The 11,884-nt window shown below is 53.7% G+C and carries 12 protein-coding genes; 6 read left to right on the top strand and 6 right to left on the bottom strand.

Annotated features, from left to right (window positions below; all coding sequences use genetic code 11):
- Positions 1–461: elongation factor P (gene efp, locus ACLQ7H_RS25955; protein ID WP_411755157.1), on the bottom strand; the 461-nt coding region annotated here is incomplete at its 3' end.
- Between the two features lie 42 nt (positions 462–503).
- Between efp and epmB the strand changes: the two genes are divergently transcribed.
- Entirely contained in the window at positions 504–1,535 is a 1,032-nt protein-coding gene (gene epmB / locus ACLQ7H_RS25950) for an EF-P beta-lysylation protein EpmB (RefSeq protein WP_411755156.1), read from the top strand.
- Between the two features lie 100 nt (positions 1,536–1,635).
- Here the strand turns inward: epmB and ACLQ7H_RS25945 are convergent, their stop codons facing one another.
- The 5 genes from ACLQ7H_RS25945 to ACLQ7H_RS25925 all read right to left on the bottom strand — a co-directional run bounded on the left by ACLQ7H_RS25945 (position 1,636) and on the right by ACLQ7H_RS25925 (position 5,878).
- Positions 1,636–1,980 (bottom strand): DUF4156 domain-containing protein, encoded by a 345-nt coding sequence (locus tag ACLQ7H_RS25945; RefSeq protein ID WP_024484770.1) that lies wholly within the window; start codon positions 1,978–1,980, stop codon positions 1,636–1,638.
- 457 nt (positions 1,981–2,437) lie between these two features.
- Positions 2,438–2,593, bottom strand: a complete 156-nt coding sequence (locus tag ACLQ7H_RS25940; protein ID WP_411755155.1) for a YegP family protein — start codon at positions 2,591–2,593, stop codon at positions 2,438–2,440.
- A 467-nt stretch (positions 2,594–3,060) separates the two neighbouring features.
- Positions 3,061–4,707 (bottom strand): chaperonin GroEL, encoded by a 1,647-nt coding sequence (gene groL, locus ACLQ7H_RS25935; protein ID WP_411755154.1) that lies wholly within the window; start codon positions 4,705–4,707, stop codon positions 3,061–3,063.
- Between the two features lie 48 nt (positions 4,708–4,755).
- Positions 4,756–5,049: a co-chaperone GroES gene (locus tag ACLQ7H_RS25930; protein ID WP_004952634.1), complete on the bottom strand. Its 294-nt coding sequence runs from the start codon at positions 5,047–5,049 to the stop codon at positions 4,756–4,758.
- A 337-nt stretch (positions 5,050–5,386) separates the two neighbouring features.
- The gene (locus ACLQ7H_RS25925; protein ID WP_024484768.1) at positions 5,387–5,878 is read right to left on the bottom strand and encodes an FxsA family protein; all 492 of its coding nucleotides are present in this window, start codon (positions 5,876–5,878) and stop codon (positions 5,387–5,389) included.
- A gap of 351 nt (positions 5,879–6,229) precedes the next feature.
- Here ACLQ7H_RS25925 and aspA point away from each other — a divergent pair, with 351 nt between their 5' ends.
- The 5 genes from aspA (at position 6,230) to ACLQ7H_RS25900 (ending at position 11,847) form a co-directional block, all read left to right on the top strand.
- Positions 6,230–7,666 carry an aspartate ammonia-lyase gene (aspA, locus tag ACLQ7H_RS25920; RefSeq protein WP_411755153.1) on the top strand — a complete coding sequence of 479 codons (1,437 nt, stop codon included), beginning with the start codon at positions 6,230–6,232 and terminating at the stop codon, positions 7,664–7,666.
- A 122-nt stretch (positions 7,667–7,788) separates the two neighbouring features.
- Entirely contained in the window at positions 7,789–9,090 is a 1,302-nt protein-coding gene (locus tag ACLQ7H_RS25915; protein ID WP_411755152.1) for an anaerobic C4-dicarboxylate transporter, read from the top strand.
- Between the two features lie 126 nt (positions 9,091–9,216).
- The gene (gene cutA / locus ACLQ7H_RS25910; RefSeq protein WP_021807588.1) at positions 9,217–9,540 is read left to right on the top strand and encodes a divalent cation tolerance protein CutA; all 324 of its coding nucleotides are present in this window, start codon (positions 9,217–9,219) and stop codon (positions 9,538–9,540) included.
- A complete protein-coding gene (locus ACLQ7H_RS25905) occupies positions 9,516–11,231 on the top strand; it encodes a protein-disulfide reductase DsbD (protein WP_411755151.1) in 1,716 nt (571 codons plus the stop codon). Before cutA ends, ACLQ7H_RS25905 begins: the two co-directional genes overlap by 25 nt.
- Positions 11,232–11,271: 40 nt before the next feature.
- The gene (locus ACLQ7H_RS25900; protein WP_411755150.1) at positions 11,272–11,847 is read left to right on the top strand and encodes a transcriptional regulator; all 576 of its coding nucleotides are present in this window, start codon (positions 11,272–11,274) and stop codon (positions 11,845–11,847) included.
- The last annotated feature ends 37 nt before the right edge of the window (positions 11,848–11,884 follow it).

The following is an 11,884-nucleotide window of genomic DNA, read 5'->3' as shown; positions in this document are numbered from 1 at the left end:
GCTGGCTTGCCGCCGGTACCTGCGGTGTCGCCTTTCAGGCCTGGATCGGTATCAGTGATTTCTGCTTCGATAAAGTTCGGTGGCAGCACAGCGATAGGACGGCCATCCCACAGGGTGACGATACATTCTGCGTTGTCCTGTAGCCATTTCGCCACGTCAGAAACGGTTTTCTCATCAACCTGATGCTGTTCAAAGGTTTCAGGGTGCATGAAGTGGTAGAACTCACCGTCGTTGTACAGGTAGTTCATGTTGGTATCTACCACGTCCGCGCCTTCGCAGGAATCAGTAGACTTAAAGGTTTTCTCAACGCGGGTGCCGGTCAGCAGGCGACGCATTTTTACACGTGCAAAAGCCTGGCCTTTGCCGGGTTTGACGAACTCGCTGGATTCGACAGCGTAAGGTTCGCCTTCGAACATGATTTTAAGACCCGGACGGAAATCGTTGCTAGAATAAGTCGCCATGATGGCCCTCTGAAAATTTAAACTGGTAGCTTAGCCAAAAAAATGGCACACATTATAACCCAAAACACGGCGCATAGAGAAGATTGGTTGCATCAACTCGCCGATGTTATTACCGACCCAGATGAATTACTGCAGCTTCTGTCACTAAATACGCACCCGGAACTGCCACAGGGGCGCGATGCACGCCGCCTGTTTGCGCTACGCGTGCCGCGTGCCTTTGCCGCGCGTATGCAACCCGGTGATGCCAATGACCCGCTGCTGCGCCAGGTACTCACCGCCAGCGCAGAATTCATCGATGCCCCAGGCTTCACGACCGATCCGCTGGATGAACAGCGCAGCGTGGTGCCGGGGTTGCTGCACAAGTATCGCAACCGTGCCCTGCTGTTGGTAAAAGGCGGCTGTGCGGTTAACTGCCGCTACTGTTTCCGCCGTCATTTCCCCTATCAGGAGAACCAAGGCAACAAGGCAAACTGGCTTCAAGCGTTGGAGTATATCCGCCAACACCCGGAACTGGATGAAATTATTTTCTCCGGGGGCGATCCGCTGATGGCCAAAGACCATGAACTGGATTGGCTGATCGGGGAACTAGAGGCCATCCCACACCTCAAACGCCTGCGTATTCATACCCGTTTGCCGGTGGTGATCCCCGCCCGCATCACCGCCACGCTGTGCCAACGCTTCTCGGCATCGCGCCTGCAGGTATTGATGGTCACCCATATCAACCATGCCAACGAGATTGACCCACCGCTGCGCGCCAGTATGGCACAGTTGCGTAGCGCCGGAGTCACGCTGCTGAACCAGAGCGTGCTGCTACGGGGGATCAATGATAACGCAGATACGCTGGCGGCGCTGAGTAACGCCCTGTTTAATGCGGGGATCCTGCCCTACTACCTCCACGTGTTGGATAAGGTGCAGGGCGCGGCCCACTTTATGGTCAGCGACGACGAGGCTCGTGCGATCGTAAAAAGTTTGCTGAGCAAGGTCTCTGGTTATCTGGTACCACGCCTGACCCGTGAAGTCGGCGGCGAACCCAGTAAAACGCCGTTGGATCTGCGCCTGACGCAAGGCCACTAGCGGACGCAGCATGCGCCGCCCCTACAACAACCTGCATGAATGCAAAAAGAGGAATGCCTGGGCATTCCTCTTTTATTTTATACGGGTGCTTATGCCAGCGTTATGGGCACTTATACACCTGGCCGATCATTTTGCTGTCCAGCGGTGCAAAGCTTGAAAGCAGGTTCTGGCTTGGGCTAGTAGCACCGTAAATCACGTTACCGCCCATTGCCGCTGCCTTGTTGCGCAGATCGTTGGCCGCACCGCGCATGGAGCTGCCTTCACCACCGCTCCCCGACAGCCAGTTGCTTTGGGTGCCAGTGACTTCGCCTACCAACTGGCATTCTGCTGCGGGCTTGGTGTCGGTAAATTTGACCTGTTGACCTGCGGCGGTCAGTTCATTGGTGCTGCTGCACCCTGCCAGCAGCAGCGCTGCCGATAGACCCAGTAAGGCTTTAATCCGCATCTTGTTCCCCATATGATGTTGAGAATTACGCAAAAGCTTATCAGAAAGCGTTGCCATCTCTTAAGCATCCGTTGCCACCGGCCACTGGTGCCTGGTCAACGTCTTGAGCGACAGCCGATGAGTTATCAGTTTACACGCTTAACCGGCAAGGTCTGCAAAAATATCTTCAAATTCAGCACCGACACATCGATAGCCTCTGACGACGAAAAAACGGGCGCAGCATCCGGCCCCCCTTCGGTCGAACCTGTTCACTTTGCAGCAATCTGGCCACCTACACAGGAGGGGTATAAAAAAACCCGGCCGAAGCCAGGTTTACTAGCTCACCAAGGTGAAGGGAATGTCGGGTTACGGCAGCACATTACTGTATCGCATCTCCCAAGAACCACACATGCAAGTTTCCTTGCATCGGGTTTTCCCCCTTATATAACCTACGCGGCTGCATGGGTCAGCAATGTTATTAACCGTTATAACCATTGCGACGAGCGTTAGCTACGCAGTCAGCTTTGTTAGCATAGCCTTGGGTGGCAGCCCCTGTAATGTTTCCATTTGGGGCAGTACGACGCCAGCGCCATTTATCATGGTTATCTTTATAGAACTCCCACTTATCATTCATAGTAATCTCCTTATATAAAATAATCTTACGTAACAGATGAGTTAAAACTCAACCCATCCGCACCAAATTATAAATTTATAGACTAATAAACAATGATCTAAGCCAAATTACGCTTTAATTATAAAAAATACCCACTGACATTTAGGATCCAATATCATTAGAACTAAGATCCATTCAGCTCATGAATTCACCAAAAAACTGATAAGAAAAGCTCACACAGTCAGGAAATCATCAGCATGAATTGACTTTGGTAAGGACGCGAACGAATAAATTCGATAAAGACGAAATCGAGATCCTTATCTATCTATTAGCCTCTTTACCTACGATGTTCCTCAAGATGTGGAATCGGCTTAGGTGCCCAAATGAGAGGGTAGTGTGGAGCACTTTCCGGGAGAGGACGTTAATTCAATGATAAAAAAACCCGGCCGAAGCCGGGTTTTGTGGTTAGCTCACAGAGGTGAGGGGAATTACATCATTCCGCCCATACCACCCATGCCGCCCATACCACCAGCACCACCCATGTCTAACTTGTCTTCTTTCGGCAAGTCAGTGATCATGCACTCGGTGGTGATCATCAGGCCAGCTATAGAGGCCGCGAACTGCAGAGCAGAACGGGTCACTTTAGTTGGATCCAGGATACCCATCGCGATCATGTCGCCGTATTCTTCGGTGTAAGCGTTGTAGCCGAAGCTGCCTTCACCTGCTTTCACCTTGTTGGCAATCACAGAGGCTTCTTCACCGGCGTTGATCACGATCTGACGCAATGGAGATTCCATGGCGCGCATAGCAACCTTGATACCCACGTTCTGGTCTTCGTTATCGCCTTTCAGGCCAGCAATTTTGCCTGCTACGCGGATCAGCGCTACGCCACCGCCAGCAACCACGCCTTCTTCTACCGCAGCACGAGTCGCGTGCAGGGCATCTTCGACGCGGGCTTTCTTCTCTTTCATTTCAACTTCAGTTGCGGCGCCCACTTTGATAACGGCAACGCCGCCAGCCAGTTTAGCAACACGCTCTTGCAGTTTTTCACGATCGTAGTCAGAGGTCGCTTCTTCGATCTGCTGACGGATCTGGGAAACGCGGCCCTGAATGGTGGCTTCGTCGCCCACGCCATCGATGATGATGGTGGTGTCTTTGTTGATGACGATGCGTTTTGCCTGACCCAGATCTTCCAGGGTAGCTTTCTCCAGCTCCAGACCGATCTCTTCAGAGATCACGGTACCAGCAGTCAGGGTAGCGATATCTTGCAGCATGGCTTTACGACGGTCGCCGAAGCCAGGTGCTTTAACCGCAGCCACTTTCACGATGCCACGCATGTTGTTAACCACCAGGGTCGCCAACGCTTCACCTTCAACATCTTCAGCAATGATCAGCAATGGTTTGCCTGCTTTCGCAACGGCTTCCAGCACTGGCAGCATTTCACGGATGTTGGAGATTTTCTTGTCAGCCAGCAGGATGAACGGGCTTTCCAGCTCGATAGAACCGGTTTCTGGCTTGTTGATGAAGTACGGAGACAGGTAGCCGCGATCGAACTGCATACCTTCAACCACGTCCAGCTCGTCTTGCAGGCCGGTGCCTTCTTCAACGGTGATAACGCCTTCTTTGCCCACTTTCTCCATCGCTTCTGCAATCAGTTTACCCACGGTTTCGTCGGAGTTTGCAGAGATGGTGCCTACCTGAGCGATAGCTTTAGAGTCAGAGCAAGGTACGGATAATTTTTTAAGCTCTTCAACCGCAGCGATAACCGCTTTGTCGATACCGCGCTTCAGGTCCATCGGGTTCATGCCAGCAGCCACAGCTTTCAGGCCTTCGGTGATGATGGACTGAGCCAGTACGGTTGCAGTGGTGGTACCGTCGCCCGCAGCGTCGTTCGCTTTAGAGGCAACTTCTTTCACCATTTGTGCACCCATGTTCTCGAACTTGTCTTCCAGTTCGATTTCACGAGCAACAGAGACGCCATCTTTGGTGATGGTAGGAGCGCCGAAGGATTTATCCAGCACTACGTTGCGGCCTTTCGGGCCCAGAGTCACTTTTACTGCATCAGCGAGAACATTCACACCGCGGAGCATCTTCACGCGAGCGTCATTGCCGAATTTTACATCTTTAGCTGCCATTGGTATTTCCCTTCAACTCGTTCAGTTCAGAAGATTTATAAAGCGTTATTACGCTTCAACAATTGCCAGAATGTCGCTTTCGGACATGATCAACACTTCTTCATTGTCGATCTTCTCTGCTTTCACGCCGTAACCGTCGTTGAAAATCACGATGTCGCCTACTTTCACATCCAGCGGCTGGATGTTGCCGCTTTCCAGAACACGTCCTTTACCAACGGCTACCACTTCACCACGAGTAGATTTACCCGCTGCAGAGCCAGTCAGAACGATGCCGCCAGCAGATTTTGATTCAACTTCTTTGCGCTTGACGATAACGCGGTCATGCAATGGACGAATACTCATTGAACGCTCTCCTGTAAGAAGGTTTCTATCAGATTTAGGGTTGTGCGCCAGATTATTGATACCGGCTCCGTGGGATTTGAAATGGGGGCGTTCCATTCCCCTTCAAGGGGCAGCAGCAAAAAAATTTTCGATTTGATGGCCTGCCGTGAACGCCATTAGCAAAAACGCGGCCAATCTCCCCTCACCCCGACCCTCTCCCACTATCACGGACCGGATAACATATGAGCACTTGTTTAGGGAGAGGGAGCTAGTCCAGAGTCGCGGTCAGGTACTGGGGGCAAATGTAGCACGTTCAGTCCCCTCTCCCTTTGGGAGAGGGTTAGGGTGAGGGGAAATATCAGCGATCGTCACGCTTGTCGCGATCGTCGGGTTGATGATCCAAAGTGTAGCGGTCGTCTTGCTTGCGCTGGAATTCACCGTCGAAGGTATTGCCATTGGCGGCTCCGCCGTTCTGGCCCCAACCGCCTGGGCGATAAACGGCAAGATGCGGCATCAACTTCAGCGTCAGCGATTTCTGCACCGGCGGCAAAAGCAGCAACAGGCCAAGGAAATCGGTGAAAAAGCCCGGTATCACCAGCAGGAACCCGGCCAGCACCAGCGAAACGCTTTTCACCATTTCCGCCGCTGGGCTTTCCCCCGCAGCCAGCTTCTGTTGCATCTGCACAAAGGTCTTCATGCCCTGATTACGCACCAGGGAAACGCCGACGCAGGAGGTAAACACCACCAGCAGCAGCGTCATTGCCACACCGAACACGGCAGCAACTTTGATAAACAAGGATATCTCTATGTAAGCCAGTAGAAATATCAGCAGTAACGGTAACCAGCGCACCTGGTTCTCTCCTCTAGGTAGAGTCGGCGTACCCGCCCGATGGCGCATACGTGATAAATGGGGCCGCTAATCGGCCAACCTTTCTACAATGGGGGCTTCCCGCCGCCATTTCAACCGGGCGATCTTTTTTATTCTCTATGCCGCAAACGTGAAGCCCTTCACAGAAACCAAAAGCTGTCATTTGCTGAAGCACCAGATAGTGATCTACGTTCATTCATTTATTACTAACCAGCATATGATCTGGGTAGCGACAATAGCTGCGGTCAATACTTCCGCAGTAGACGCGCTCGGCAACATTATTTTGTTATCCTGCATATAATTATATTCGGCAGCAACATAGAGAAGGTTCTCATGTCAAACAACATTCGTATCGAAGAAGACCTATTAGGAACACGTGAAGTCCCTGCAGAAGCCTACTACGGTGTTCATACTCTGCGTGCGATTGAAAACTTCTATATCAGCAACAGTAAAATCAGCGACGTTCCTGAGTTTGTGCGCGGTATGGTGATGGTAAAAAAAGCCGCCGCCATGGCCAACAAAGAGCTGCAAACCATCCCACGTAAAATTGCCGACGTCATCATCCAGGCATGTGATGAAGTGCTGGATAAAGGCAAATGCATGGATCAATTCCCAGTGGATGTGTTCCAGGGCGGTGCTGGCACCTCACTGAACATGAACACCAACGAAGTGCTGGCAAACATCGGCCTGGAGCTGATGGGTCACCAGAAGGGTGAATACCAATACCTGAACCCTAACGATCACCTCAACAAGTGTCAGTCTACCAACGACGCTTACCCAACCGGGTTCCGCATCGCGGTTTACGCCTCCAACCAGAAGCTGATCGATGCTATCAACCAACTGCGTGAAGGGTTTGACCGTAAATCTAAAGAGTTTGAAACCGTCCTGAAAATGGGCCGTACCCAGTTGCAAGACGCGGTGCCTATGACCCTGGGCCAGGAATTCCACGCCTTCAGCGTGTTGCTGAATGAAGAAACCCGTAACCTGCACCGTACCGCAGAGTTGCTGCTGGAAGTGAACCTGGGCGCGACGGCGATCGGTACCGCGCTGAACACTCCGGAAGGTTACCAACACCTGGCCGTCAAGAAACTGGCGGAAGTCAGTGGACTGCCGGTGGTGCCTGCCGAAGACCTGATCGAAGCCACCTCCGACTGTGGTGCCTACGTGATGATGCACAGCGCGCACAAGCGCCTGGCGGTCAAACTGTCCAAGATCTGTAACGACCTGCGCCTGCTGTCTTCCGGCCCACGCGCTGGCCTGAACGAAATCAACCTGCCAGAGTTGCAGGCGGGTTCTTCAATCATGCCAGCCAAAGTGAACCCGGTGATCCCGGAAGTGGTTAACCAGGTTTGCTTTAAGGTGATCGGCAACGACACTTGCGTTACCATGGCCGCCGAAGCGGGCCAGCTGCAGTTGAACGTGATGGAACTGGTGATTGGCCAGGCGATGTTTGAATCGATTCACATCCTGACTAATGCCTGCTATAACCTGCTGGAAAAATGCATTAATGGTATTACCGCCAACAAAGAAGTGTGCGAGTACTACGTATTTAACTCTATCGGTATCGTCACCTATCTGAACCCGTTCATTGGCCACCACAACGGTGACATTGTCGGCAAGATCTGTGCTGAAACCGGCAAGAGCGTACGTGAAGTCGTGCTGGAACGCGGTTTACTGACCGAAGCTGAGCTGGATGACATCTTCTCCGTAGAGAACCTGATGCACCCGGCATATAAGGCGAAACGCTATACAGATGAAAATGAACAATAATAGACTCATCCGGTAGCCTGAAAGGCACGCTAATCCTCTGGATAGCGTGCCTTTTTTCTTTCCGAAAACACAAAGCTGTAACGTTTGGTTTTCATAAAAATCCATTTTAAGGGGTAAACACTATGCTAGTAGTAGAATTGGTGATCGTTCTACTGGCCATTTTTTTGGGGGCCAGGCTGGGCGGTATCGGAATAGGCTTTGCAGGCGGTCTTGGGGTATTGGTGCTGGCGATGATCGGCGTTAAGCCAGGCAGCATTCCCTTCGACGTTATTTCAATCATTATGGCGGTTATCGCCGCTATCGCCGCCATGCAGGTCGCTGGCGGGATGGACTACCTGGTACAGCAAACCGAAAAACTGCTGCGCAAGAATCCAAAATACATCACTATTCTGGCCCCTATCGTCACCTATTTCCTGACCATTTTCGCCGGTACCGGCAATATCTCCCTCTCGGCCCTGCCGGTGATTGCAGAAGTGGCTAAAGAGCAAGGCATCAAACCTTGCCGTCCGCTGTCTACCGCCGTAGTTTCCGCGCAGATTGCCATTACCGCTTCGCCTATCTCGGCAGCGGTGGTGTATATGTCTTCCGTTATGGAAGGCCACGGCGTGAGTTACCTACATTTGCTGATGGTAGTGATCCCTTCCACCTTCCTGGCCGTGATACTGATGTCGCTGCTGGTCACTTGGTTGTTTGACTCCAAGCTGTCTGACGATCCGGTGTATCAAAAACGCTTCGAAGAAGGTCTGGTTGCCCTGCGTGGTGAGAACGTAATCGTGATCAAACCGCGTGCGAAAACCTCCGTGCTATTATTCCTGGCTGGCGTACTGAGCGTAGTGGCTTATGCCATCGTCAACAGCCCAAGCATGGGCCTGGTGACGACGCCGCTGATGAACACCACCAATGCCATTCTGATCATCATGTTGAGCGTGGCCACCCTGACCACTATCCTGTGCCGTGTCGAAACCGACCTGATTTTGAACTCCAGCACCTTTAAGGCCGGGATGAGCGCCTGTATCTGTATTCTGGGCGTGGCCTGGTTGGGTGACACCTTTGTACAAGCCAACCTTGACTGGATTAAAGAGACTGCGGGTACCGTGATCCAATCCCATCCTTGGTTGCTGGCCGTGATCTTCTTCTTCTGTTCGGCGCTGCTGTACTCTCAGGCTGCCACTGCCAAGGCATTGATGCCGATGGCGCTGGCCCTGAACGTCACCCCGCTCACGGCGATCGCTTCCTTTGCCGCCGTTTCTGGCCTGTTCATTCTGCCAACCTACCCTACTCTGGTGGCGGCGGTACAGATGGACGATACCGGGACAACGCGTATCGGGCGTTTCGTGTTTAACCACCCGTTCCTGATCCCTGGCACCCTGGGCGTAGCGTTTGCCGTCATCTTCGGCTTCCTGATTGGCAGCGTTATTCTGTGATCCTCAAGCGGGGTTTCGGCCCCGCTTTCCCCTCTTCATTCCCCCGCTGCCGATAATCTAACCTTCTAGCCAACTCCGCTTCAGGGTATAGTGCCCTGTTACTAAACCTGGTTGAGAGGGCCGAAGATGTCTGATTGCGAAGCTATCGTCATACTCTGTACCGCACCCGATGAAGCCACAGCGCAAGAGCTGGCGGCCCGCGTCCTGGGGGAGAAACTGGCGGCCTGCGCCACGCTGCTGCCTGGGGCAACATCGTTGTATTACTGGGAAGGGAAACTGCAACAGGAATACGAAGTGCAGATGCTGTTTAAAAGCGATCGCCAGCATCAACAAGCGCTACTCACCTACCTGAAACAACATCACCCGTACCAGACACCCGAACTGTTGGTGCTGCCGGTGATGGCCGGAGATAAAGATTACCTGTCATGGATCAACGCCTCATTAAACTGATATTGCTGCTGTGCAGCCTGTTCTTCCTGCCCACTGCGGCTCAGGCTTCACTGTTCGGCCAAAACGCGGGTAACCAGTTCGTCCCCGTCGATCAGGCATTTGCCTTTGATTTTAAACAACAGGGCCCTCAGCTGACGCTAAGCTGGCAAATCCGCCCTGGATACTACCTGTACCGCCAGCAAATCAAACTGGTACCGCAGCAGGCAACGCTAGGCCAGTTCGAGCTGCCCGCCGGGCTGAAGCATAAAGACGAATTCTTTGGTGAAGTGGCCATTTTCAAGGAGCCATTGACCCTGAGCATTCCCCTGTTGCAGGCGGCTGACAATGCCAGCCTGAGCGTCACCTACCAAGGGTGCGCTGAGGCCGGTTTCTGCTATCCACCGGAAACCCGCGTGATCCCGCTGAGCGCAGTGGCGCTTGCCGCAGAGCCTGCAACACCGGTCGCCGTGGCCCCCACGGAAACGGCCCCCGCCAATCTGCCCTTCTCGCCCCTGTGGGCCTTGCTGATTGGTATCGGTATTGCATTTACCCCTTGCGTATTGCCGATGTACCCGCTGATTTCCGGCATTATTCTGGGCCGTGAGCGGCCACACAGCAGCGGGCGCATTCTGGTGCTGGCCGTGGTGTATGTGCAAGGCATGGCGCTGACCTATACCCTGCTCGGCCTGGTGGTTGCCGCCGCGGGGATGCAGTTCCAGGCCGCGCTGCAACATCCTTACGTGCTGATCGGTCTGTCGGTGCTATTTGTTGCCCTGGCTCTGTCCATGTTCGGCTGCTACTCCTTGCAGCTTCCCTCTTCGCTGCAAACGCGGCTGGCCAACTGGAGCAACACCCAGCAGGGTGGCTCGCTGGTGGGCGTGTTTGTGATGGGTGCTCTGGCAGGCTTGATCTGCTCACCATGCACCACCGCCCCGCTCAGCGCCATCCTGCTGTACATCGCCCAAAGCGGCAATATGTGGGCCGGCGGCGGCACGCTGTATCTGTATGCGCTGGGGATGGGCATCCCGCTGGTGATCGTGACGCTGTTCGGCAACCGCCTGCTGCCACGCAGCGGCCCGTGGATGCAGTACGTCAAGGAAGCCTTTGGCTTTGTGATCCTGGCGCTGCCGGTGTTCCTGCTTGAGCGGGTGATTGGCGATGTCTGGGGATTGCGCCTGTGGAGCCTGCTCGGCCTGGCATTCTTCGGCTGGGCATTCGTCCTGAGCCTGAAATCATCCCGTGGCTGGACGCGAGCTATCCAGGTGCTGCTGCTGGCGGCGCTGGTGATTTCAGCGCGCCCATTGCAAGACTGGGCATTCGGTAACACCGCCTCTGAGCAGGCGACCCTGCCGCATCTGAGTTTCACCCGTATCAATAACGTTGAGCAGCTTAACCAAGCGCTTCAACAGGCACAGGGCAAGCCGGTGATGCTGGATCTGTACGCAGACTGGTGTGTCGCCTGCAAAGAATTTGAGAAGTACACCTTCAGTGATCCGGCGGTGCAGGCCCAATTGGCCGATACGGTATTGTTACAGGCCGACGTGACGGCCAACAATGCCGAGCAGTCAGCCTTGCTCAAGCACTTGCAGGTGCTTGGCTTGCCGACCATTTTGTTCTTTGACCGAGATGGCAAAGAGTTACCCGCAGCACGCGTGACGGGCTTTATGAAAGCGGAAGCCTTCGACGCACATTTGCAGAAAACCACTCGGTAAACGACACTGAGTTTCAGAACATTTTTTGGAGGGAGCACTAGTGCAACGTGAACAGGTTTTAAATACAGCCCTGGAGCTGTTGGAAAAACAGGGCCTGGCGACCACCACCTTGGAAATGCTGGCAGAAAAACTGGGTGTGCCATACAGCGATTTCAAACCGTTCTGGCCGGACCGTGAGGCACTGCTGTATGACTGCCTGCGCTACCACGGCCAGCAGATTGATACCTGGCGCCGCCAGTTGCAGCTTGATGAGACGTTGAGCCCGCAGCAAAAGCTGCTGGCGCGTTATGACGTGCTGGCTGAGCACGTGCAGAATGAACGCTACCCTGGCTGCCTGTTTATTGCCGCCTGTAGCTTCTTCCCAGAGAGCGACCACCCGATCCATCAACTGGCCGAGCAGCAGAAGCTTACCTCGCTGGACTTCACCCGCGATCTGTTGCGTGAGATGGATGCCGACGATGCCGACTCGGTAGCGCAGCAGATGGAACTGGTGCAGGAAGGTTGCCTGAGCAAGCTGCTGATAAAACGCCAGTTGCAGGATGTTGCCGTCGCCAAGCGGCTGGCCGAGGATATCTTGCAGATTGCCCAGTGTCGTCAGTTCGGTGCGTTAAGCTAAAGCGTGCAACGCCGTGACCTGGTGGCAACAGAAGCAG

Origin of the sequence: Serratia sp. (in: enterobacteria) (assembly GCF_046715635.1) — a bacterium.
In the GTDB taxonomy this organism is placed as follows: Bacteria; Pseudomonadota; Gammaproteobacteria; order Enterobacterales; family Enterobacteriaceae; genus Chania.
The sequence above is the reverse complement of the archived record's forward strand: the minus strand, read 5'-3'. Positions and strand labels throughout refer to the sequence as shown.